The organism is Streptococcus equinus (genome assembly GCF_049393735.1).
GTDB lineage: Bacteria > Bacillota > Bacilli > Lactobacillales > Streptococcaceae > Streptococcus > Streptococcus equinus_G.
The window spans coordinates 1,045,023-1,067,110 of sequence record NZ_CP185946.1 but is presented as its reverse complement, the minus strand read 5'-3'; the positions used below and the strand labels follow the sequence as shown (position 1 = coordinate 1,067,110).

23 protein-coding genes and 4 pseudogenes are annotated in these 22,088 nt (G+C 36.4%); 22 read left to right on the top strand and 5 right to left on the bottom strand.

The window, feature by feature from the left end:
- The first annotated feature begins 1 nt into the window (after position 1).
- From ACNTMY_RS05335 to queF, 5 genes are all read left to right on the top strand, one after another.
- A complete protein-coding gene (locus ACNTMY_RS05335; protein ID WP_423215666.1) occupies positions 2-1,771 on the top strand; it encodes an ABC transporter ATP-binding protein in 1,770 nt (589 codons plus the stop codon).
- Positions 1,772-1,936: 165 nt separating this feature from the next.
- A complete protein-coding gene (gene queC, locus ACNTMY_RS05330) occupies positions 1,937-2,590 on the top strand; it encodes a 7-cyano-7-deazaguanine synthase QueC (RefSeq protein WP_423215665.1) in 654 nt (217 codons plus the stop codon).
- Entirely contained in the window at positions 2,590-3,036 is a 447-nt protein-coding gene (queD, locus tag ACNTMY_RS05325; protein ID WP_423215664.1) for a 6-carboxytetrahydropterin synthase QueD, read from the top strand. The genes queC and queD overlap by 1 nt, the downstream gene beginning before the upstream one ends.
- Entirely contained in the window at positions 3,029-3,742 is a 714-nt protein-coding gene (gene queE, locus ACNTMY_RS05320; RefSeq protein WP_423215663.1) for a 7-carboxy-7-deazaguanine synthase QueE, read from the top strand. Before queD ends, queE begins: the two co-directional genes overlap by 8 nt.
- A gap of 15 nt (positions 3,743-3,757) precedes the next feature.
- On the top strand, positions 3,758-4,249 hold the full coding sequence (queF, locus tag ACNTMY_RS05315) for a preQ(1) synthase (protein ID WP_423215662.1): 492 nt from the start codon (positions 3,758-3,760) through the stop codon (positions 4,247-4,249).
- Positions 4,250-4,346: 97 nt separating this feature from the next.
- Here the strand turns inward: queF and ACNTMY_RS05310 are convergent, their stop codons facing one another.
- A complete protein-coding gene (locus ACNTMY_RS05310) occupies positions 4,347-4,844 on the bottom strand; it encodes a DUF308 domain-containing protein (protein WP_423215661.1) in 498 nt (165 codons plus the stop codon).
- Between the two features lie 219 nt (positions 4,845-5,063).
- On the opposite strand from ACNTMY_RS05310, the gene gdhA reads away from it, so the two are divergent.
- The 6 genes from gdhA to ACNTMY_RS05280 all read left to right on the top strand — a co-directional run bounded on the left by gdhA (position 5,064) and on the right by ACNTMY_RS05280 (position 11,649).
- Complete coding sequence (gene gdhA / locus ACNTMY_RS05305; RefSeq protein ID WP_423215660.1) at positions 5,064-6,413, top strand: NADP-specific glutamate dehydrogenase; 1,350 nt, start codon at positions 5,064-5,066, stop codon at positions 6,411-6,413.
- Between the two features lie 150 nt (positions 6,414-6,563).
- Complete coding sequence (locus tag ACNTMY_RS05300) at positions 6,564-7,067, top strand: GNAT family N-acetyltransferase (protein ID WP_423215659.1); 504 nt, start codon at positions 6,564-6,566, stop codon at positions 7,065-7,067.
- A gap of 2 nt (positions 7,068-7,069) precedes the next feature.
- Positions 7,070-7,480, top strand: coding sequence for a peptide deformylase (locus tag ACNTMY_RS05295; protein WP_423215658.1), 411 nt, complete (start codon positions 7,070-7,072; stop codon positions 7,478-7,480).
- Positions 7,481-7,628: 148 nt separating this feature from the next.
- Complete coding sequence (locus tag ACNTMY_RS05290; protein ID WP_423215657.1) at positions 7,629-8,069, top strand: MarR family winged helix-turn-helix transcriptional regulator; 441 nt, start codon at positions 7,629-7,631, stop codon at positions 8,067-8,069.
- Between the two features lie 3 nt (positions 8,070-8,072).
- The gene (locus ACNTMY_RS05285; protein ID WP_423215656.1) at positions 8,073-9,887 is read left to right on the top strand and encodes an ABC transporter ATP-binding protein; all 1,815 of its coding nucleotides are present in this window, start codon (positions 8,073-8,075) and stop codon (positions 9,885-9,887) included.
- On the top strand, positions 9,877-11,649 hold the full coding sequence (locus tag ACNTMY_RS05280) for an ABC transporter ATP-binding protein (protein WP_423215655.1): 1,773 nt from the start codon (positions 9,877-9,879) through the stop codon (positions 11,647-11,649). Before ACNTMY_RS05285 ends, ACNTMY_RS05280 begins: the two co-directional genes overlap by 11 nt.
- A 37-nt stretch (positions 11,650-11,686) precedes the next feature.
- On the opposite strand, the gene ACNTMY_RS05275 is transcribed toward ACNTMY_RS05280, so the two are convergent.
- Positions 11,687-12,259 (bottom strand): NADPH-dependent F420 reductase, encoded by a 573-nt coding sequence (locus ACNTMY_RS05275; RefSeq protein WP_423215654.1) that lies wholly within the window; start codon positions 12,257-12,259, stop codon positions 11,687-11,689.
- 171 nt (positions 12,260-12,430) lie between these two features.
- Between ACNTMY_RS05275 and ACNTMY_RS05270 the strand changes: the two genes are divergently transcribed.
- A complete protein-coding gene (locus ACNTMY_RS05270) occupies positions 12,431-12,760 on the top strand; it encodes a winged helix-turn-helix transcriptional regulator (RefSeq protein ID WP_423215653.1) in 330 nt (109 codons plus the stop codon).
- 128 nt (positions 12,761-12,888) lie between these two features.
- On the opposite strand, the pseudogene ACNTMY_RS05265 reads toward ACNTMY_RS05270, so the two are convergent.
- The 3 genes and pseudogenes from ACNTMY_RS05265 to ACNTMY_RS05255 form a co-directional block, all read right to left on the bottom strand.
- Positions 12,889-13,182, bottom strand: a pseudogene (locus ACNTMY_RS05265) (transposase); the annotation flags it as partial.
- Positions 13,183-13,281: 99 nt separating this feature from the next.
- Positions 13,282-14,067 (bottom strand): IS110 family transposase, encoded by a 786-nt coding sequence (locus ACNTMY_RS05260; protein WP_423215652.1) that lies wholly within the window; start codon positions 14,065-14,067, stop codon positions 13,282-13,284.
- A gap of 254 nt (positions 14,068-14,321) precedes the next feature.
- The gene (locus ACNTMY_RS05255; RefSeq protein WP_420543255.1) at positions 14,322-15,191 is read right to left on the bottom strand and encodes a LysR family transcriptional regulator; all 870 of its coding nucleotides are present in this window, start codon (positions 15,189-15,191) and stop codon (positions 14,322-14,324) included.
- A 99-nt stretch (positions 15,192-15,290) separates the two neighbouring features.
- Between ACNTMY_RS05255 and ACNTMY_RS05250 the strand changes: the two genes are divergently transcribed.
- The 10 genes and pseudogenes from ACNTMY_RS05250 (at position 15,291) to ACNTMY_RS05205 (ending at position 22,082) form a co-directional block, all read left to right on the top strand.
- Complete coding sequence (locus ACNTMY_RS05250; protein WP_420543254.1) at positions 15,291-15,599, top strand: hypothetical protein; 309 nt, start codon at positions 15,291-15,293, stop codon at positions 15,597-15,599.
- Between the two features lie 125 nt (positions 15,600-15,724).
- Entirely contained in the window at positions 15,725-16,642 is a 918-nt protein-coding gene (locus ACNTMY_RS05245; RefSeq protein WP_420543253.1) for an alpha/beta hydrolase, read from the top strand.
- Between the two features lie 21 nt (positions 16,643-16,663).
- Positions 16,664-17,185, top strand: coding sequence for a nitroreductase family protein (locus ACNTMY_RS05240; RefSeq protein WP_423214734.1), 522 nt, complete (start codon positions 16,664-16,666; stop codon positions 17,183-17,185).
- 287 nt (positions 17,186-17,472) lie between these two features.
- A pseudogene (locus ACNTMY_RS05235) lies at positions 17,473-18,425 on the top strand (zinc-binding dehydrogenase).
- Positions 18,426-18,462: 37 nt separating this feature from the next.
- Positions 18,463-18,642: a hypothetical protein gene (locus ACNTMY_RS05230; protein WP_423215651.1), complete on the top strand. Its 180-nt coding sequence runs from the start codon at positions 18,463-18,465 to the stop codon at positions 18,640-18,642.
- A pseudogene (locus ACNTMY_RS05225) lies at positions 18,635-19,263 on the top strand (ABC transporter permease). The gene ACNTMY_RS05230 and the pseudogene ACNTMY_RS05225 overlap by 8 nt, the downstream one beginning before the upstream one ends.
- A 38-nt stretch (positions 19,264-19,301) precedes the next feature.
- Positions 19,302-20,060, top strand: a pseudogene (locus ACNTMY_RS05220) (ABC transporter ATP-binding protein).
- The gene (locus tag ACNTMY_RS05215) at positions 20,053-20,679 is read left to right on the top strand and encodes an ABC transporter permease (protein WP_423215650.1); all 627 of its coding nucleotides are present in this window, start codon (positions 20,053-20,055) and stop codon (positions 20,677-20,679) included. The pseudogene ACNTMY_RS05220 and the gene ACNTMY_RS05215 overlap by 8 nt, the downstream one beginning before the upstream one ends.
- An 89-nt stretch (positions 20,680-20,768) precedes the next feature.
- Positions 20,769-21,386: a GTP pyrophosphokinase gene (locus ACNTMY_RS05210; RefSeq protein ID WP_134775331.1), complete on the top strand. Its 618-nt coding sequence runs from the start codon at positions 20,769-20,771 to the stop codon at positions 21,384-21,386.
- A 15-nt stretch (positions 21,387-21,401) separates the two neighbouring features.
- Positions 21,402-22,082, top strand: a complete 681-nt coding sequence (locus tag ACNTMY_RS05205) for a response regulator transcription factor (RefSeq protein WP_024343969.1) — start codon at positions 21,402-21,404, stop codon at positions 22,080-22,082.
- Positions 22,083-22,088: the final 6 nt, after the last annotated feature.

Below are 22,088 nucleotides of genomic sequence, written 5' to 3'. Positions count from 1 at the left end.
CATGGAAAAACGAAATGTATTTTTACGTTTATGGGATTATCTCCGCAATTATAAAGGTTCACTTTTCTTAGCGATTTTTCTTAAAATTTTCAGTGGTATCATGAGTGTGTTGGAGCCTTTTGTGCTTGGTCTTGCAATCACTGAATTAACAGCAAACTTACTTGATATGGCTCGAGGTGTTTCTGGGGCACATATCAATACGACCTATATTGCAATCATTTTGGTACTGTATTTTATTCGTGGATTTGGTTATGAAATTGGTTCATATGGCTCAAACTTCTTTATGACCAAAGCAGTGCAAAAAACGATTCATGATTTGCGCCGTGATTTGAGTGAAAAAATCAATAAAATTCCAGTTTCTTATTTTGATAGCCAACAATTTGGTAATGTTTTGGGACGTTTTACCTCAGATGTCGAAACAGTGTCAAATGCTCTTCAACAAAGTTTCTTACAAATTATCAATGCATTTGTAACGATTTTTGCAGTTATGTTTATGGTTTTCTATCTTAACTGGAAATTGGCTTTGGTTGTTGTAGCCATTATCCCGATTAATTATTTCAGTGCTAAGTTCATTTTGAAAAAATCTCAGCCATATTTCAAAAAACAAGCTGATACGCTTGGAGATATGAATGGTTTTGTTCAGGAAAATCTTTCTGGTTTTAATGTCATTAAACTCTATGGTCGTGAAGAAATTTCAAGTGAAGAATTTCGAGACATTACAGAAAATCTTCAAGAAGTAGGTTTTAAAGCAAGTTTCATTTCTGGTATTATGATGCCCGTTTTAAGTGCAATTTCAGATATGGCTTACTTACTCATTGCCATGCTCAGTGCGCTTCAAGTGTTAGCAGGTGCTTTGACAATTGGTAATATGCAGGCATTTGTTCAATACGTATGGCAAATTAGCCAGCCAGTTCAAACGATTACGCAACTGGCAAGTATTCTACAAAGTGCAAAATCATCACTAGAACGTATCTTTGAAGTTCTTGATGAGCCAGAAGAAGCAGCTGAAGTCAAAGAACAGTTGACACACGATTTGTCTGGTCAAGTTACTTTTGAGGATGTTTCTTTCCAATACACGCCAGATAAACCACTTATTCGTAACTTTAATCTTGACGTTAAGCCAGGAGAAATGGTTGCAATTGTTGGTCCGACGGGTGCTGGTAAGACAACTTTGATTAATCTCTTGATGAGATTTTACGATGTCACTGGTGGTTCAATTAAAATTGACGGTCATGACATTCGAAATCTATCACGTCAGGAATACCGTAAACAGTTTGGTATGGTCTTGCAAGATGCTTGGCTTTACGAAGCAACAATTAAAGAAAATCTTCGTTTTGGTAATCTTGATGCGACTGATGATGAAATTGTTGAAGCTGCTAAAGCTGCAAATGTTGACCACTTTATCCGCACACTGCCTGGTGGCTACAACATGGAAATGAACCAAGAATCAAGTAATGTTTCGCTTGGTCAGAAACAATTATTGACAATTGCGCGTGCTCTTCTAGCAGATCCGAAAATTCTGATTCTGGATGAAGCGACATCTTCAGTTGATACACGATTGGAATTGCTTATCCAAAAAGCAATGGAAAAATTGATGCATGGCAGAACAAGCTTTGTCATTGCTCACCGTCTATCAACTATCCAAGATGCAGACAAAATTCTTGTTTTGAACAATGGTCAAATTGTCGAACAAGGAAATCACGAAAGTTTACTTGCTGCTAAAGGATTCTATTATGACCTTTACAATAGCCAGTTTGCTAAAAACAGTTAAATATTGAATATCAGTTTTAAAAATGGTATGATTAAAAGGTAACATTATCGATGTTTGGGAAAAGCCATCGCTAAAAAAAACCAGCCTAATGACTGATATTAGCGCCCCTGTGGATTCCCATAGGGGCTTTTTCTTTGCCCAGATATCTTAGAAAAGAGATATTGAATGAAACGTCAATCTGCTCTTGTCGTCTTTAGTGGCGGACAAGATTCAACTACTTGCCTATTTTGGGCTTTAAAGCACTATGAACATGTCGAAACTGTGACCTTTAATTATGGTCAACGCCATAGCCTTGAAATCGAAGTTGCTAAACAAATTTCAGCTGAGCAAGGTGTTAAAAATCACTTGCTTGATATGTCATTGCTCGGGCAATTAACTGAAAATGCATTGACTCGTGATATTGAGATTGAAAATCCTGATGATGATGTGCCAAATACTTTTGTTGATGGTCGTAATCACCTATTCTTATCATTTGCTGCTGTGCTTGCAAAACGTCTTGGCATTACAGATATTATCACAGGTGTTTGTGAAACAGACTTTTCAGGTTATCCAGACTGTCGTGATGCTTTTGTGAAATCACTAAATGTGACTTTGAATCTGGCAATGGATTACAATTTTGTTATTCAAACACCTTTAATGTGGCTTGATAAGTCAGAAACTTGGGAGTTAGCAGATAAGCTTGGAAAATTTGATTATGTCCGAGAAAATACTTTGACTTGTTACAATGGTATCAAGGGAAGTGGTTGTGGCGAATGTCCATCATGTAAACTCCGTCAAACTGGTCTTGAAAAGTATTTAGCTAGAAGAGGTCAAGACTGATGTTTGAAATTCCAAAAGAAATAAAAAAACCAACAGGTGAATCCCTTGTGTATTGTCCGCACCGTGTCATGGTTTCAAAAGAATTTACCTTTGATGCTGCCCATCATCTATTTAATTACGATGGAAAATGTAAATCACTTCATGGGCATACTTACCATTTGCAACTTGCTGTTTCTGGCATGCTAGATAATCGTGGAATGGCAGTTGATTTCGGAGATATCAAGCAAATTTATAAAGACCACTTGGAACCATACTTGGATCATCGCTATTTAAATGAAAGTCTTCCTTACATGAATACGACTGCTGAAAACATGGTTTACTGGATTTTCAAGCAATTAAAACAGCATTTGCCAAAAGAACGAGGCATTCGTGTAGAATATGTTCGTCTGTATGAAACTCCGACATCTTACGCTGAATTCAGAAGGGAGTGGGACCTTGATGACTAAGCAACCGCTAACTATTCCTGTTTTAGAAATTTTTGGTCCAACTTTTCAAGGAGAAGGCAGAGCAATTGGTCAAAAGACCATGTTTGTAAGAACTGGCGGTTGTGATTATCATTGTGCATGGTGTGATTCTGACTTTACGTGGAATGGTTTTGAAAAACCAAGTCGTTTGACTGCTGATGAGATTATTGCTAAGCTTGATCGACTTGGTTCTTACGATTATGTGACTTTGTCAGGCGGTAATCCATGTCTTTTAGGAGCGAGCATGGGAGAATTGGTCACTAAACTCAAGGCACGTGGTGTCACACTTGGTATTGAAACTCAAGGGTCACGTTGGCAAACTTGGCTTAAAGATATTAATCAGGTGACACTTAGCCCTAAACCACCATCAAGCAAAATGACTGTGGATTTTGAAACACTTGATTTTATTGTTTCACAGTTAGAAAAAGACCAGCTAACTTTTAAAATTCCAATCTTTAATGATGATGATTTGGCATTTGCAAAAATGATTCAAAATCGTTATCAACCGGATGTTTTGTACTTATCTGCAGGAAATCCAGAGCCTCATGCTGCTGGAAATATTGTAGAAGCACAACTTAATCGTTTGCGCAAACTTTGGGAAACTGTAGCCGCTGATGAAGAATGGCAATCTGTACGAGTATTGCCACAATTGCACACCCTTTTATATGACAATAAACGTGGTGTTTAAAAAAGGAGATTGAAAATGACAAGAACAGATGAAATGAAAGATTTAACGCTTTTGGGAGACCAAAATACAAAATATACATATGAATACGACCCAAGTATCCTAGAATCATTTGATAACCGTCACATTGAAAATGATTATTTTATCAAATTCAACTGTCCAGAGTTCACATCACTTTGTCCAATTACTGGGCAACCTGACTTTGCTACCATTTATCTATCATACATTCCTGACAAGCTTTGTGTTGAATCAAAATCTTTAAAACTCTATCTTTTTAGTTACCGCAATCATGGAGATTTCCATGAAAATTGCATCAATACAATCGGGAAAGATTTGATTAAGTTGCTTAATCCACGATATCTTGAAGTTTGGGGGAAATTCACACCACGTGGTGGATTGTCAATTGATCCATACTTCAACTATGGTAAACCTGGTACAAAATATGAAAAAATGGCAGAGCACCGTTTGATGAATCACGATCTCTACCCAGAAAAAATTGATAATCGCTAAAAATAAAAAAGCGAATCGGCAATTTCAAAGAAATACGATTTCGTCGTCACACACTGCATAAATATTAAGGCTGAGAAAAATTCTCAGCCTCTTTATTTTATAGTCTAAATGAAAAAGTAATACCTGAAACGCCAACAGCCATAAGAAGAAGACCAGCAAGTCGACCAACAAATATAGCTGATAATGTTGGATTAAATAGGAGGAATAGTCCAATAAGAATAGCAATTACGGCTGAACTCAAAAATCGATTAGCGTCGTAAAAACCTGCTCTACGCATTTGGAAACCACCAATTAAGCGAAGGATACCACTGATTAAAAACCAGTAAGCAGCGATTGTCATAACCGCACTTGATAGCGACATAACAGAACTTGAGAGGAGAATAATGCCAAAAATAATGGATAGAATTCCTTGTAATAAGTACCAAGGTGAACGAGTGAAACTGCTAGAAAACATCATAAGACTAGTGAAACCAGACAAGAAAATGATGATGGCGATAATCCAGCCAATCATAGCAGTTGTCGTAAAAGGATGGATAAAAAGAAACAAGCCGATAAGGGTTGCAATAATCCCTGCTAAAAATGAAAAACGTTTCATAATGATACCTCCTATAAGTCACCTTTATGATATCACATTTTTCACAAAAAAGATTGTTGAAGCATGTACTGAGTTGATTTTAACATTCTGTGTAATATTTTGTGACATAAAAACGTGAATTTTTCAAAAAACTTCCCGAAAATGCTTGACATTAATATTCAGAAAATTTATAATATTTAATGTAATAAAAATTACAATCTCGCATTTGGAGGAATATATATGACAACAGGTAAAGAGTACGTAGCTGGCGTCTTTGAAAAGGTTAAGGCTCAAAATGCTCATGAACCAGAGTTTCTACAAGCAGTAGAAGAAGTTTTTGAATCACTTGTCCCAGTGTTCGATAAATATCCAAAATATATCGAAGAAAACCTTCTTGAACGCTTGGTGGAACCAGAACGTATTATCACTTTCCGTGTTCCTTGGGTTGACGATAAAGGTCAAGTTCAAGTGAATCGTGGTTTCCGTGTTCAGTTCTCATCTGCCATTGGACCATACAAAGGTGGTCTTCGTTTCCACCCTTCTGTAAACCAATCAATCATTAAATTCCTTGGTTTCGAACAAATTTTCAAAAACTCTCTTACTGGTCAACCAATCGGTGGTGGTAAAGGTGGTTCAAACTTTGATCCTAAAGGTAAATCAGACAACGAAATTATGCGTTTCTGTCAAAGCTTTATGACTGAGTTGAGCAAACACATCGGCGCTGACACTGATGTACCAGCTGGTGATATCGGTGTAGGTGGACGTGAAATTGGTTACCTTTACGGTCAATACAAACGTCTTCGTAACGAATACACTGGTGTTCTTACTGGTAAAGGTCTTACTTACGGTGGATCACTTGCCCGTACTGAAGCAACTGGTTACGGTGCTGTATATTTTGCAGAACAAATGCTTAAAGCACGTGGCGAAGATTTCGCTGGTAAAGTAGCTCTTGTATCTGGTTCAGGTAACGTAGCGATTTATGCAACTGAAAAACTTCAAACACTTGGTGCTAAAGTTGTTGCTGTTTCAGATTCATCTGGTTTTGTTTATGATCCAGAAGGTATTGATGTCCCACTTCTTAAACAATTGAAAGAAGTTGAACGTGCTCGTATCGTTAAATACGCAGAAGCTCGTCCAAGTGCAACATTCACTCCAGCATCTGAAGGTTCAATTTGGAACATCAAAGCAGATCTTGCATTCCCATGTGCTACTCAAAATGAAATCAACGAAGAACATGCAAAAGCTCTTGTTGCAAATGGTGTTATTGCAGTCACTGAAGGTGCAAACATGCCATCTACACTTGAAGCAATTGAAGTCTTCCAAAAAGCTGGTGTTTCATTTGGTCCTGCCAAAGCAGCAAACGCTGGTGGTGTAGCTGTTTCAGCACTTGAAATGGCTCAAAATAGCCAACGTATGCCATGGACATTCGAAGAAGTAGATGCTAAACTTTATAATATCATGAAACGTATCTACGAAAACGCAGCATCTGCAGCCAAAGAATTTGATGCAGAAGGCAACCTTGTTGTTGGTGCCAATATTGCTGGTTTCCTTAAAGTTGCGGAAGCTATGTCAGCACAAGGAATTGTCTAATTTTTTAGAAGCATACACAGATTAAACAAGCCATTATTATCTTAATTAATTCTCTAATATCAAATAAACGAACGGAGCTCACTTTGGTGGGCTCTTTTGGTTAATGCCATTTTTTGATATAATGATTCTATCGAAAGAGAGGACTTTCATATGGTCACAATAAGGGAAGCAAGAGCAAGTGATGCTAAAGCCATTTTAGAATTTTGCAAGCAAATTGGTTCAGAAACAGATAATCTTTCCTATGGGAGTGAAGGTATTGGACTTTCTGTCGCTGATGAAGAGAAGATTTTAGCAGAAATTCAAAATACTGACACATCTTTTTTCCTGTTAGCTGAGGTTAATAACCAAATTGTTGGTACTTGTAACTGTAGTGGTTTTCGTAAAAAACGCTTAGCTCACAGAGCTGAGATTGGGATTGCGGTAAAAAAGTCTAATTGGAATCAGGGAATCGGTCGAAAGCTGCTGACTCAATTAATTGCCCATGCAAAGCTGTCTGATTTAAAAATTCTTTCCCTTGAGGTTAGGTCTGACAATAAGTCAGCCATTCACCTTTATGAAAGCTTGGGTTTCCAAAAAATTGGGACTTTTAAAGGTTTTATGGAAGTCGATGGACTTTTGATTGATTTTGATATTATGGAATTAGTAATGGAGTAAATATGATTAAAGAAATTGTAAAAGATACGTTTTTCTTGGCACAAAAATCAGAAGAAGCAACAAAAGCTGATTTGTATCTTGCAAAAGATTTACAAGATACCTTGAATGCCAATCGTGAAAATTGTGTTGGCATGGCGGCAAATATGATTGGCGTTAAAAAACGTGCCATCATTGTGAATATGGGACTTGGTGATTTGGTTATGTTCAATCCAGTTATGACGAACAAATCACTACCTTTTGATACTGAAGAGTCATGCCTTTCATTAATTGGCTCACGTTCAACACGACGCTACCAAAAAATTGAAGTTACTTTCATGGACAAGAATTGGACAAAGCAAAGTCTTACTTTGACAGGCTTACCTGCTCAAATTTGTCAGCACGAGTTGGATCATTTGGAGGGAATTATTATTTAAGCTGAAAACGTTGAGTTATCAACGTTTTTTATTTTATAGTTAAAAAATAATTATCATGAGAACTTTTTTCTTGACATTAGTTCTCATAAGAACTAGAATGATATTTACAAGAATAAATCTTGAAAACTTTTCAGAAAGTGAGGAAAAAATGCGAGAAAAAGATCCGTTTTCACAATTAAGAGACTTCGTTAATTTGATGGAAAACCGTGTACACGAACTCGGTGAACTTCATGATGTGGAAAACTTAGCTGGTCCGCAAGGCTTTGCGGTTTTATATCTAAGAGATAATGAGGATAAAGAAGTTTTCATTAAGGATATTGAACGTAAGCTTAAAATTTCAAAATCTGTAACCAGTAATTTGATTAAAAGAATGGAAAAGAATGGTTTTATAAAAGTTGTTCCATCTGAAGTTGATAAGCGTTACAAGCGTGTGGTTCTCACAGAACTTGGTCGAGCTAAGACTAAAGATATTGATGCTTTTCACGCTGCGGTTCACAAGCAAATTTTTGATGGCATTAGTCGTGAAGAGCTAGAAATTTCTGGACGTGTCTTTGATCGTATTTTGAAAAATTTAGAAAACAAGGAGTAACGCATGTTAAAAATTTTTAAACGATTAACGGCAAAAGAAACTGCAATGATAGTTATTGCCGTATTATTTGTGTGTTTGAATGTTTTCTTGGATTTGAAAATCCCTGATTACATGTCAGATATCACTTCCTTGCTATCAACTCAAGGAACAAAAGCTAAAGATATATTTGCTTGGAATTTTGATGCCCCAGGAATGCGTATGGTCTTGCTTTCTTTAGGAAGTTTTGCAGCATCTGTGGTTGTCGGTTTCTTAGCGGCACGAATCGCAGCAAGTTTTAGTACACGTCTGCGTGATGACATTTTCCACAGTGTTTTAGACTATTCGGATGCTGAAATCAAGAAATTTTCAATTCCAAGTCTGTTGACACGTACAACAAACGATATTACTCAAATTCAATTAGTCTTCACAATGGGACTTCAAGTTGTCACTAAAGGTCCGATTATGGCGATTTGGGCAATTACAAAGATTGCTGATAAGAACCATGAATGGTTAATGGTGCTTGTCGTCGCAGTGGCAGTCATGATTTTCATGCTTGCATTTCTTCTTATGATGGTGATGCCAAAACAACGTATGATTCAAAAACTTACTGATAAACTAAACAGTATTACGCGTGAATCATTGAGTGGTATCCGTGTTGTCCGTGCTTACAACGCTGAAAGCTACCAAGATGGTAAATTCGAAAAGGCAAATAACGATGTCACAAATCTTAACCTTTTCATTGGACGTTCAATGTCATTGATGTCACCAGTAATGACAAGTATTTCAAGTGGTATGACATTAGCGATTTACTGGATTGGTGCCTTCTTGATTGAAGATATTGCTATTCCAAAAGATCCAACTAAAATTGCCGGCGCAATGCAAGACAAAGTGAATATTTTCTCTGATATGGTGGTTTACTCATCATATGCCATGCAAGTTGTTATTGGATTTATGATGATGATTGCTGTGTTCTTTATCTTGCCACGTGCGGTTGTAGCAGCTGGTCGTATCAACGAAGTTTTGGATACAAAATCATCTGTAATTTATCCTGAAGAAAGTAATGTTCAGCCAAAAGAAAAAGGTTCTGTAGAATTTGACAATGTTTCATTCCGATACAGTAAAAATTCTGAAGCTGTCTTGGAACACGTTTCTTTCAAGGCTAAAGCTGGTGATACAGTTGCCTTTATTGGGTCAACTGGTTCAGGAAAATCAACCTTAGTGAACTTGATTCCACGTTTCTACGATGCGACTGAAGGTACTATTAAGGTTGATGGTGTCAATGTTCGTGATTACGACCATGATACACTTCATAAAATTGTCGGATATATTCCACAAAAAGCAGTTCTCTTTAGCGGAGACATCACTTCTAATATGAATATGGGTGACAGCAATAGTTCACCACTTGATGATGATAAAATCTGGGAAGCTCTTGACTTGGCTCAAGGTAGAGATTTTGTCGAAAGTAAAGAAGGTCAGCTAAAAGCGCCAGTTTCTCAAGGTGGACAAAACTTCTCAGGTGGTCAAAAACAACGTTTGGCAATTGCGCGTGCTCTTGCACGTAAACCAGAAATCATTATCTTTGATGATTCATTCTCTGCACTTGACTACAAGACTGACCGAATTCTTCGTTCACAATTGAAAGAACGCACAGCTGACATGACAAAATTGATTGTTGCTCAACGTATTTCTACAATTATGGACGCTGACCAAATCTTAGTTCTTGACGAAGGTAAGGTAGTTGGTCAAGGTACTCACGAAGAACTTCTTGCAAATAACGAAGTTTACCGTGAAATTGCCTACTCACAATTATCTAAGGAGGAATTAGAAAATGGAAAATAAGAAAAAAGCATCTTTCTATAGCAGAATGAAGCCATACATCAAAGGTTTCCAATTTCCATTCATCCTTGCGGTGATTGGAGCGATTATTTCTGCGACTATCACGGTTATTGGACCTGATAAATTAAAAGAAATTACAAACACTATTATGGACGGATTAACACCTACGAAAATGGGAACAATTCCAGGTGTTGATTTGGATAAAGTCGGAGAAATTGCAATGACACTTGCTGTTTTGTATGGTGTCTCAGCTGTGGTTGGTTATATTCAAAACTTTACAGTTGCCACAATCGTCCAACGTTTTTCACAACGATTACGTGCAGCTATTCAAGTTAAAATTGACCGTGTTCCACTAAATTATTTTGACAGTCATTCACAAGGTGATACCCTTTCTCGTGTGACAAACGATGTTGACTTACTTGCTCAATCACTTAACCAAAGTTTGGGAACATTAGTGACTTCTGTTGTGCTTTTGTTTGGTTCAATTTTCATGATGTTCCACTCAAATGTCAGCATGGCTTTGACAGCTATCGGTTCAGTTTTCATTGGTTTTCTTCTAGTTATCGTCATTATGGGTTCATCACAACCATTGTTTAAACGTCAGCAAAATAACTTGGCAGCAGTCAATGGTTATGTTGAAGAAATTTATTCTGGACATAATGTGGTAACAAGTTACAATGCTTCTGAAGAAACAAGTGAAGCTTTTAAAAAATTAAACACAAATCTTTACAAATCAATGTGGCAATCACAATTCTTGTCTGGTATTATGATGCCGCTGATGATTTTCATTGGTAACTTTGGTTACGTTATGGTCTGTGTTGTTGGTGCCGTCAAAGTTATTAACGGTGATATTACAATGGGTGACGTGGTTGCCTTTATGACTTATGTTCGTATCTTCTCACAACCATTGTCACAGATCGCGCAAGCCTTCACACAAATGCAATCAGCAACTGCTGCAATGAGCCGTGTCTTTGAATTCCTTGAAGAAGAGGAAATGGAAGACGATTCTCACAAAGAACGTCAATTGACAGCTGTTAAAGGTGAGGTTGCCTTTGATAATGTCTTCTTTGGTTATTCTAAAGATAAAACGATTATTCATGATTTTTCAGCGGTTGCTAAACCAGGACAAAAAGTGGCTATCGTTGGACCGACTGGTGCTGGTAAAACAACCATTGTTAATTTGCTTATGAAATTCTATGAAATCGATAAGGGTCAAATCTCAATTGATGGTATCGACACTCGTAAAATGTCACGAGAAGAAGTTCACGACCAATTCTCAATGGTGCTTCAAGATACTTGGTTGTTTGAAGGTACAATCAAAGAAAACTTGATTTACAACCAAGAAAATATTACAGATGAACAAGTAGTTGCGGCAGCTAAAGCAGTCGGTGTTCACCACTTTATCATGACGCTTCCTAATGGATATGATACTTATCTTGATGACTCCGTAACACTTTCAATTGGTCAAAAACAACTTTTGACAATTGCGCGTGCACTTTTGAAAGATGCTCCGCTTCTTATCTTGGATGAGGCTACGTCATCAGTTGATACACGTACTGAAGAATTAATTCAAAAAGCAATGGATAAACTGATGGAAGGTCGCACATCATTTGTGATTGCCCACCGTCTATCAACTATTAAAAATGCTGACCTCATCCTTGTCATGAAAGATGGGAACATCATCGAACAAGGAAATCATGATGAGTTGATGACAGAAGGTGGCTTCTATGCTGACCTTTACAACTCACAGTTTGAAGTAGCATAAAAAAAGGCAAGGAGTTAGTCCTTGTCTTTTTATGATGTTATTTATACAAACCAAAGCCACCAGTCCAAGAAATTTTTTCTTGAACAGCAAGGACAAGTTGAAGAAAACCAAGTGATTCTAATTCACGTGCACGTTTGAGTGAACCAGTGTCAAGAACGTTGAGACCAGAGCCAGAAAGCGCAGCAGTGAAAGTTTTTTTAGCATCTTCGTCATCACCAGCAACAAGAACAGTTGTTTGGACAGAATCGGCAACTTTTTTAGTTGTCAAACTTGCAGCAAAGTTTGTATTGAACGCTTTAAGAACTTTGGTACCAGGGACTTTTTTTGCGATTTCTGCAGCAGCAGAGCTATTAGCTGGAACAACCAAACTGTCAAACGTATTGAAATCAAGTGGGTTAGTAATATCAACTACGATTTTACCATTTAGTGCGTTAGCATATTTTGAAAGAATATCATCTACTGCAGGATAAGGAACAGCTAGGATAACCATTTCACCTAAAACAGCGTCAGCTTCATGTCCGATAAGTGTGACAGTATTCCCTGCTTCTTCGTATCGTGCTTTCAAAGCTTGTGCCATATTGCCTTTACCAAAAATTGAAATATTAGTCATATTATAGACCACCTTTTAATAAAATTTAGCTTGTATTTTTCAAGCTATGGTTATATAATAATCCCACATATTCTGAAAAGGAAGTACGCACTTTAAAGTGCCATAGTTACCAAAAGGTACCAAATACCTAAAATCAACCATTGTGGGAAATAAATTTTTTTGAGGTGACAAATGAAAAAAGAACTGCCAGAATGTCCTGTTGAAACTACATTAACTTTAGTAAGTAATAAATGGGTCGTTCTTATATTACGAGATTTGTTTACAGGAACCAAACGATTTGGGGAATTAAAAAAATCCTTAGCGCCCATCAGTCAAAAAGTCTTAACTCAGCAGTTGCGAGCCATGGAATCAAATGGTGTAGTCCATCGTGAGGTTTACGCAGAAGTTCCACCTCGTGTTGAGTATTCACTAACTGATCTTGGATTAAGTTTAAAACCAATTGTGATGAGTATGCATGATTGGGGAAATTGGTATAAAAAACGAGTTGAATTAGAAAAATAAGAGGGTTTAAAGTCCAGGAGTACTTTTATACTCCTGGGCTTTTTATTTGTAAAAAAAAAACGGCTTAAAAAGCGCAAAAAATCGTTACCTGTGTTATACTTTAATTGAAATTTTTTGTTTTTTAGGTGTTAGAACTGTTGCCTCGGTTCTAACGCCTTTTCATTTTGGTAAGATTGGTGAGTAGCGAGTAGTTTATAAATAATCCTGAGAATCTTATGCGCACATGCAATTACCGCTTTCATCTTACTTCCTCTTTGGGAAATTCTATAGTAAAGTGATGAAAAAGTCGTATCTTTAGAGTGTGCCGCAATCAATCCCGACATTGTTAGAGCATGTTTGAGATAGCGATTTCCTTGAGTAATATGAGATGATTTTTTAATTCCTGCACTTTCATACGAACCCGGACATAATCCAGCCCAAGATGCTAAATGTCCATCTGATTATTAGGTCCAATTTCTGCTAAAACAGTAGCTGCACAGTTTTCATTAATCCCTGGAATAGTCTGAAGTATTCTGTATTCTTCAGGGAAACTCCTTTTTAATATAATCCTTGATTTCACTCTCTAATGTTTCAATTAGATTTTGATACATTTGATATTCTTCTAAACTTTGGCTAATAAGAAAACGGTCTTCTAGTGATAACTTTCCATTCATAGCTTCCACTAACTCTTCTGGACTAGCTTTTATACGTCTATGAATGCAAGAAGCTACACTTTCAGAATCAATAGCTTCTCCATTGATGAAAAGAGTTAAAAGGGCTTGTCCTGTTTTAGAGAAAACATCTGAAAGATAGCTCGTTAATTTAATATTAGCACGTTGTAAAAGATTATGAATTTCATTTTTAACTTGGGTTTGGCGTTGTTTGTAAGAACGTAGTCGACGAGTTAATAAACGTAATTGCATTACTTCAGGACTTGGTATGTAAGAAGGTTCGATAAGTCCACATCTTCCAAGTTGTGCAATCCATTCCGCGTCTTTCATATCAGTTTTACGTCCAGGAACATTTTTGATGTGTTGGGGATTGGCGAGTACAAGTACTAAATCTGAATCTGAAAAAATATTGAAAAGTGGCAACCAATATTGACCGGTACTTTCAAAGAAGACGTGAGTTACATGATTTTCTTTTAACCAAGCTAAAGCATTTTGAAGTGCCACAGTTGTTGTTCCGAATTTCTTTTGAATCTTCTTAGGCTTGTTAGTGTCTAGTGGACCATCTAAGATACAGCGGACAATAGACTTTTGATGAACATCAATACCACAGCATGTTTCAATCATAACTTCCATAATAACAACCTCCGATTCTATCATTGAACAATAGAACAAGAGGTTGTTAGTAAATTTTATTTTCACGTTCAAGACGTATTCGAGTTATCTCACGACCCTTGTTCATCCAGTTTTTTTGTACAGGCTAGGCAAAGCCCTATTAAACACCACGGATTTGTATTGTTCACCTTAATTATAGTCGGTGATTCTTTTTCTGTCATGAGTTAGCAGGTGAAACCTGCTTAGAGTTTTTTGTATTCAAATTAGTTATTATTTGTAACAAAATCTATAGAAAAAGACTAAATTTTACTTTTTTTGAGGTTTTCAACTATCATTTCTACCATTTTCGAAGCGCTAGGACTTAAAGTTGAAAAATCTGTAGCAACTATTCCCAATTCAATTTCAATTTTTGGAGTAATATCAATTTGATAAATATTTTTTGTAGAAATGGAAGATAAAACAAATTCAGAAATAACCCCTAAACCATAGTTCTCCTCAACGAATTTTACCGCTGTTTCTGGTTGTTTTACGATGAAGCTCTTGCTGAAATCAATCTTATGTGAATGAAGAATTTCCATTGCGGTTTCTTGACCTGCTTGGCAAAAAATTAAATTTTCAGCAGGTTCATTATAAAGATTTATTTCATGGGAACGTTTTTGCTTGCTAATGGCACACATTTTATCAGTCAATAAAAATTTTACTTCTAAATCTTGAAAAGGTGATGTAGATAATCCAAAATCAACGCGATGTTCTAAGATGGCTTCCCTAACTTCAGCAGTAGTTCCTTCCATTAATTCAATATTAACAAATGGATATTTTTCTTTAAAAATTTTAAAAATGGGAACCAATATCATAGTTGTAATGATTGGAATAGAGGCAATTTTTATTTGTCCACTTAACAAATTGTTTTCTGAATAAGCTGTTTGAAAAATCTTATTTTCAAATTCTTCCATTTGTCGTGCAAGTAGTAGAATTTTTTCACCGACATTGGTTAGATAGAGTCCATTTCGTTTATCACGTTGAAATAGTTTAACTTGTAATTCGTCTTCAAGATTTTTTATAGCCTTACTAACTGCGGGCTGCGATACAAAAAGCTCTTTAGCTGCCTTAGTTATACTCTTATGTTTGGCAACTATAGTAAATATTTTTAAATTATTATACATAACCATATAGTTATCACCTCATCTAAAAAAATGTATTTTACTTATGATAGATTATAACATATACTTTTTTATGTAACAAAGAGTACAAGAAAAGGAGGGGATAAAATGACTAATAACGCTAAAGAAATGTCGGAAAAGCCAGTTGAAATCAATGCATTCTTAATATCTACACAGCTAAAAGATGTAGAAATTAACCAAGAGGTAATGGAAGCAGAGTATGTAATGTCAAATAGTTGGCATGAAGAAGGATTAATTGAAAATCTGTTTGCTCGTGTCAAAGATAACAAACTAGGTGGTGGTATTTTAGTGATGAGAGCAAAGACGCTTGAAGAAGCAAAGACAAAAATGTCAGAATTACCATTGGCACCTTACTTTGAAAAAATCGACTATATAGCAATTGATAAACTTTATTAAACTGTTGTTATCAAAAATCAGCACTAAAAAGAATTGTGATACCTAAAGCAAGTATCAATAATTACTCTTTGTTATAGTTAATTTTATGATAAGTTTTTTATTAAATAGATTTAGAAAGGAAAAAGATGAAGAAAGTTAGTTTTTTTAATTATAATGGACAAGGAATTACAATGGTAGCAAATTTATATTTTCCACCGGAGTTTGATGAGACTAAAACTTATCCAACTATTATTGTTACCCACCCTGCTGGTGGTGTTAAAGAACAAACAAGTGGTCTTTATGCTCAACACTTAGCTAAAGCTGGTTTTGTGACAATTGCTTTTGATGCGAGCTATCAAGGTGAAAGCTCAGGGCTTCCACGACAATTAGAAAATCCTTATGTTCGTGTTGAAGATATTAGCGCAGTCGTTGACTATTTAATAACTTTAAATTATGTTGATTCTAGTAGAATTGGAGCTGTTGGTATTTGTGCTGGCGGAGGTTATACTGTTAATGCTGCTATAAATGATAGACGTTTAAAAGCAGTAGCTACAGTAAGTGCAGCTAATTTTGGAGCTATGATGCGTAATGGTTGGACAAATAATCAAAGTGATGACGCAGCGTTATCTTTATTAGAAGCAGCATCAAATGCACGAACTGAAGACCGTTTAAAAAATATTAATCAAACAATTCCGTTAATTCCGCTAAAAGAAGAAGATGCTCCGAGCGAAGAGATGCGCCAAGCCTGGGAATATTATTGCACACCTCGTGGAGCACATCCAAATGCAGTTGGATATGCAACATTTAGAAATTTCACTCAAGTATTAACATATGATGCTTTTTTCAAAGCTGATGTATTTTTGACTCAACCATTACTTGCTATTGTTGGTAGTAACGCCGATAGTAAATGGGTTAGTGAAACATTAATTGAAAATGCAGCTTCAAAAGACAAAAAAATGGTTGTTATTAATGGTGCAAATCATATGGAACTTTATGATAAACCAGAATATGTTAGTCAAGCAGTAGAAGCATTAAGCGATTTTTTTACTGAAAAAATATCATAATAGTTAACAGAAGGATTTTTCATGAAAAATGAACTATTTGAATTAACAAGACGAAGACGTGCGATTAGAAGATATCATTCAACTAGAATTGCTGATAGTATAATTGATGAAATCATTAAGGTTGGTTTGACAGCACCTACCGCTTTTGGAAAGAAAACAGTGAAATTTATAGCTGTTCGGGATAAAGAAACAATTCTAAAAATAGGTGCTTGTAAGACAAACGGTGGCTCTCAAATCAATGGTGCAGATACTGTCATCGTAGTTATGGTTAATAATTCATCTGAATTTTGGATTGAAGATGGAACAATTGCTTCTTCGTATTTGTGGCTAGCCGCCGAGCAATTCAATGTCGGAGCTTGCTGGGTTCATATCCGTAATCGAATGGGAAAAATAAAAACATCAGATGAAGAAATACGCGAACTCCTTAATGTTTCTGATGATTATACTGTTTTAAATTTGATGGCACTGGGTGAGAAGGCTGAAATAAAAAAACCATATACAGAAAATAATTTAGACTATTCTAGGGTTACAAAAATTTTATAAATAAAATTTTATTCAACATACATTTATAACTTTCCTTTTAGAACCGAAATAACTATAACCTTGGAAAGAATTGAATAATTTCTATATTGGTATTAAGTTTAATATTTAGTATAAGAAGGACAAGATAATCAGTCTTGTCTTTTTTTATTGTAGTGGGGATTATTTGACTCGCAATCAATTTTTAAGTAAAAGTGGCATTTATTTTGTTTGAAAATAGTCAAAAAAATGACTATTTTTTCTGACTATGACATAATATAGACAAAGAAAGCTGATTTGAAAGGTGAAGCATGAAAGCTGTTGTTGTTAGAAAACCAGGTGATAGTAGCGTTTTAGAAGTGACTCAAGTGGCTAAACCAAGTGTAAAACCAGGTTGGTCTTTAGTTAAAGTCATGGGATTTGGTATTAATCGTTCTGAGATTTTTACAAGACAAGGCTTGTCACCAAGTGTTAAGTTTCCAAGAATTTTGGGAATAGAATGTGTTGGAGTCGTTGAAGAGACGACAGATGCCTTACACTTGCCGGTTGGTCAGAAAATCATTTCGATTATGGGAGAAATGGGACGTGATTTTGATGGCTCATATGCTGAATATGTTCTCTTGCCAAATGAGCAAATTTATCCTGTGACGACAGATTTGGACTGGAAGACTTTAGCAACAATTCCTGAGACATACTATACCGCCTTTGGTGCTTAAAAAATTTAAAGATTGACTCTGATGATGTCGTTTTAGTGCGTGGTGGGGCAAGTGGTGTTGGCACAGCATTTGTAAAGTTGCTGAAAGCTAAATTTCCTGAAGTTAAGGTTTATGCGAGTGTTCGTAATGCTGCTAAAAAAGCACAACTTTTATCTGTGGGGTTTGATGATATTGTGATTGATGACAATGGTTTTTTAAAAACAGACCTGAGATTTACCAAAATTTTAGAGCTGGTTGGACCTGCGACAATAAAAAATAGCATCGCGCATCTGGAAGAAAACGGAATTGTTTGCTCTTGCGGTCAACTTGGGAGAAAATGGTACTTAGAGGACTTTGACCCGATTATGGAATTGCAAAACAATGTTTATTTGACAACTTTTTATTCAGGAAATGTTTCCCAAGAAAAGATTCAAGAGATGCTAACCTACATTGAACAAGAACATGTCGATATTTGTCCTGAGAAAGTTTTTGATTTGGAAAATATAAAAGCTGCGCATGATTATCTTGAAAGTTCGCAAGCTTTTGGAAAAGTTATTGTTTTAAATTAGGAGGAAATATGGTTAGTAACGCAAAAAAATTGTTCGTTTGACTGAAAAAGGTGAAAAATTTGCTGTAGAATTGTTGGAACCTTTATCGAACTTTGAAGCGCAAGCAATGGCAGCTTTAAGCAAAGAACAACAAGAAGTTTTATTGTCAGCGACAGCGATGTTTACAGAAAATTTAAGAGGGCTTTTAGAAAACCATCAGGTAGAAAAAGATGATTAATGATATAGCGAGTTATTTCGCCAAAAATTGGGAAACTTATTTAGGTTATGTTTGGCAGCATGTGAGCCTTAGTATTGAAGCCTTGCTGATTGGAGTTGTAATTGCTTTGCCACTTGCTTATCTTTCGTATGAGAATGCTTCGGTAAAACAATTCGCGACGCTTTTGACGCAAGGCCTACGTGTTATTCCAAGTTTTTGGGGATTTTATTTATTTTGATTCCTTTTATTGGGGTCGGACGTTTGCCAGCCTTGATTGCCTTAGTGATTTTAGGGATACCGCCGATTTTGCTAAATGCTATTGTTGGGTTGTCATCAGTTTCGAAAGATTTATTAGAAACAGCCTTGGGGCTTGGAATGACAAAATCGCAACTGGTAAGAAAAGTTCTCTTTCCACTAGCCCTTCCGCATTTTTTAAATGGGATTAAACTAGCTTTAGTAGAAATAATTGCTAGCGCTACTTTAGCGACATACATTGGAGCAGGTGGTCTTGGCACTTTAATTTTTACAGGATTAGGGCTTTACCGATACGACCTTTTGGTAATAGGTGGCGGATCTGTCGCTCTGCTTTCATTTCTTAGTATGGTGATTTTTGATTTAAGTATTAAAGGTTTAGAGCATTAGCAATGAAGAATAGAAAAGAAGATATGTCAGAAAAAACAATGATTCAATTTGAACAAGTGAGCAAAGCATATGGTGAGAAGACTGTTGTAGATGATATCAATTTGGAAATCAAAAGTGGTGAATTTATCACAATCTTAGGGACTTCAGGTTCTGGCAAAACAACCTTGTTAAAAATGATTAACAAGCTGATTGAACCAACATCAGGTAAGATTTTCTTTGCTGGGCAAGATATTGAGCAGATGGATTCTGTTAGTCTTTGTCGCCAGATTGGCTATGTTGTCCAACAAATTGGTTTATTTCCACACATGACAGTTGCTGAAAATATTGCAACGGTTCCAAAGCTATTAGGTTGGGACAAGGCTCGAATTGAAAATCGTGTGAAAGAACTTTTGGACTTGGTGCAATTGCCGATGGCTGATTACGGTAATCGTTACCCAAGTGAATTGTCTGGCGGACAGCAACAGTGAATAGGAGTAGCGCGTGCTTTAGCAGCTGACCCAGATGTTATGTTATTTGATGAGCCGTTTGGTGCCATTGATGCGATTACGCGAAATGATTTGCAAGGAGAATTGCAAGCTATTCATCAAAAACTTAATCAAAAGACCTTTGTTTTTATCACTCACGATATTTACGAAGCTTTTAAATTGGGAACTCGCGTCATCATTATGGATAATGGTAAAATTTGTCAATTTGATACTCCTGAAAATATTATCAAAAATCCAGGCAATGATTTTGTTCGAAAATTAATCGAAACGGCAAAGCAGCAAGAACAATTGTGGGAGGCAAGCTATGATTGATTACTTTAAGGGTTCGTCTGATAAGTTAATCACAGCCTTGGTTGAACACATTGAATTAACATCTATATCTTTGGTTTTTGCTTTAATATTTGCAGGACTTGTGACAGTGCTTTTGCTTTTTTATCCAAAAATTAGACAGGCTTCTGTTTACATCTTGTCACTTTTGTACGCTATCCCAAGTTTTGCTCTATTCACCTTGTTGATTCCTTTGATAGGGCTCGGACAAAGAACAGCGATTGTAGCACTTGTGATATATGCACAATACACACTAGTTCGAAATTTCCTTTCGGGACTAACGAATGTTGATTCAAGTATTCTTGAGGCTGCGACAGGTATGGGCATGACAAAATGGCAAGTTTTGACGAAAATTCAGCTTCCTTTGGCGCAGTCGTCAATTTTTGCAGGACTTCGTTTGGCTACTAATTCAATTATTGCTATAGCAACTATTGGTGCAACAATTAATGCGGGTGGAATTGGGACTATTTTGTTTGATGGACTTCGAACGATGAGTCTAGTTAAGCTCCTCTGGGGTATTATTTTGGCAGTTGGTTTGAGTTTACTTGCTAACCTACTTTTCTACTTGATTGAAGAATTATTTAAAAATGAAAAAGCTGGCTAGACCGGCTTTTTATTTGTCTTGATAGCTTGATTTATCTTTATTTTAAGGAATTTTGCTATAATTGAGATATCACTTAGTTAGGAAATAATATGACAGATACAATTTATGGAGAATATGCTGAGTATCTTCCTTTGATTTTAGAAGATTTTAGCGAGCGTATTCAAGAAAAAAATAAAGAGGCGAAGCAGGCGACAGGATATAAGTTATTTGAGCATTTTGTGGCGCGTGTGAAGACGCCTGAGAGTATGGTTGAAAAATGCCAACGAAAAAATTTCCCAGTGACTACTGAGTCAGCTTTAAAAGAAATTCGTGACAGCATTGGTCTTCGAATTGTCTGTGGCTTTGTCGATGATATTTATACTCTGGCTGAACTTATTCGACAATTTGATGACTGCAAAGTGGTTGCTGAAAAAGACTACATCAAAAATGCTAAACCAAATGGCTACCGCTCATATCACATGATTGTAGAAGTGGAGACACCATATCCTGACTGTCTTGGGAATGAGCAAGGCTCATACTTCATTGAAATTCAGCTTCGCACGATTGCTATGGATTCTTGGGCGAGCCTAGAACATCAAATGAAATACAAGCATGACATCAAAGACCCAAAACGAATTGTACGTGAGTTAAAACGCTGCGCAGATGAGTTGGCATCGTGTGATTTAACCATGCAAACCATTCGTAATTTGATTCAGGAAAGTGATTAACTTAAGGAGAGAGCGATGAAAGTTTTGATTGCAGAAGATGAAGTTCAGATGAATCGTGTTTTGACAACAGCGTTGACACATGAAGGATATGACGTTGATTCCGTTTATGATGGACAAGCTGCGATTGATAAGGCAAATGAAAATGCATATGACGTTATGGTCATGGATATCATGATGCCCATTAAGTCTGGAATTGAGGCTGTGCAGGAAATTCGCCAGAGTGGCAATCAAGCTCATATCATTATGCTGACAGCTATGTCAGAAATTGATGACCGTGTGACGGGGCTTGATGCAGGAGCTGATGATTATCTTACGAAACCTTTTTCGTTGAAGGAGTTGCTCGCGCGACTTCGTTCAATGTCACGTCGTGTAGATACAGCTTTCACTTCAAATATTTTAAAACTGGGTAGTGTTACTTTAAATGTCGGTGAGCAGGAACTTGCTAGCCAAAACACGATTCGATTAGCTGGTAAAGAAGCAAAAATGCTTGAATTCTTCATGTTGAACCCAGGGAAAAAATTATCAACCGACCAAATTTTTAATCACGTATGGGCAACAGATAAGGATGACCCTGATATTGATAATGGTTATGTTTTTATATATGTTTCCTACCTTCGCCAGAAACTTCAAGCTATTGGGGCAAATCTCGTGATTGAAGGAGAGGAAATGGGAGACTACGAGTTAAGAGAATTGTAGGTGGCT

What these genes read in the sequence shown, in the direction of transcription:
- ACNTMY_RS05335 (WP_423215666.1), top strand. Translation starts at nt 2, where the DNA reads ATGGAAAAACGAAATGTATTTTTACGTTTATGGGATTATCTCCGCAAT.
- queC (WP_423215665.1), top strand. Translation starts at nt 1,937, where the DNA reads ATGAAACGTCAATCTGCTCTTGTCGTCTTTAGTGGCGGACAAGATTCA.
- queD (WP_423215664.1), top strand. Translation starts at nt 2,590, where the DNA reads ATGTTTGAAATTCCAAAAGAAATAAAAAAACCAACAGGTGAATCCCTT.
- queE (WP_423215663.1), top strand. Translation starts at nt 3,029, where the DNA reads ATGACTAAGCAACCGCTAACTATTCCTGTTTTAGAAATTTTTGGTCCA.
- queF (WP_423215662.1), top strand. Translation starts at nt 3,758, where the DNA reads ATGACAAGAACAGATGAAATGAAAGATTTAACGCTTTTGGGAGACCAA.
- ACNTMY_RS05310 (WP_423215661.1), bottom strand. Translation starts at nt 4,844, where the DNA reads ATGAAACGTTTTTCATTTTTAGCAGGGATTATTGCAACCCTTATCGGC.
- gdhA (WP_423215660.1), top strand. Translation starts at nt 5,064, where the DNA reads ATGACAACAGGTAAAGAGTACGTAGCTGGCGTCTTTGAAAAGGTTAAG.
- ACNTMY_RS05300 (WP_423215659.1), top strand. Translation starts at nt 6,564, where the DNA reads ATGGTCACAATAAGGGAAGCAAGAGCAAGTGATGCTAAAGCCATTTTA.
- ACNTMY_RS05295 (WP_423215658.1), top strand. Translation starts at nt 7,070, where the DNA reads ATGATTAAAGAAATTGTAAAAGATACGTTTTTCTTGGCACAAAAATCA.
- ACNTMY_RS05290 (WP_423215657.1), top strand. Translation starts at nt 7,629, where the DNA reads ATGCGAGAAAAAGATCCGTTTTCACAATTAAGAGACTTCGTTAATTTG.
- ACNTMY_RS05285 (WP_423215656.1), top strand. Translation starts at nt 8,073, where the DNA reads ATGTTAAAAATTTTTAAACGATTAACGGCAAAAGAAACTGCAATGATA.
- ACNTMY_RS05280 (WP_423215655.1), top strand. Translation starts at nt 9,877, where the DNA reads ATGGAAAATAAGAAAAAAGCATCTTTCTATAGCAGAATGAAGCCATAC.
- ACNTMY_RS05275 (WP_423215654.1), bottom strand. Translation starts at nt 12,259, where the DNA reads ATGACTAATATTTCAATTTTTGGTAAAGGCAATATGGCACAAGCTTTG.
- ACNTMY_RS05270 (WP_423215653.1), top strand. Translation starts at nt 12,431, where the DNA reads ATGAAAAAAGAACTGCCAGAATGTCCTGTTGAAACTACATTAACTTTA.
- ACNTMY_RS05260 (WP_423215652.1), bottom strand. Translation starts at nt 14,067, where the DNA reads ATGATAGAATCGGAGGTTGTTATTATGGAAGTTATGATTGAAACATGC.
- ACNTMY_RS05255 (WP_420543255.1), bottom strand. Translation starts at nt 15,191, where the DNA reads ATGGTTATGTATAATAATTTAAAAATATTTACTATAGTTGCCAAACAT.
- ACNTMY_RS05250 (WP_420543254.1), top strand. Translation starts at nt 15,291, where the DNA reads ATGACTAATAACGCTAAAGAAATGTCGGAAAAGCCAGTTGAAATCAAT.
- ACNTMY_RS05245 (WP_420543253.1), top strand. Translation starts at nt 15,725, where the DNA reads ATGAAGAAAGTTAGTTTTTTTAATTATAATGGACAAGGAATTACAATG.
- ACNTMY_RS05240 (WP_423214734.1), top strand. Translation starts at nt 16,664, where the DNA reads ATGAAAAATGAACTATTTGAATTAACAAGACGAAGACGTGCGATTAGA.
- ACNTMY_RS05215 (WP_423215650.1), top strand. Translation starts at nt 20,053, where the DNA reads ATGATTGATTACTTTAAGGGTTCGTCTGATAAGTTAATCACAGCCTTG.
- ACNTMY_RS05210 (WP_134775331.1), top strand. Translation starts at nt 20,769, where the DNA reads ATGACAGATACAATTTATGGAGAATATGCTGAGTATCTTCCTTTGATT.
- ACNTMY_RS05205 (WP_024343969.1), top strand. Translation starts at nt 21,402, where the DNA reads ATGAAAGTTTTGATTGCAGAAGATGAAGTTCAGATGAATCGTGTTTTG.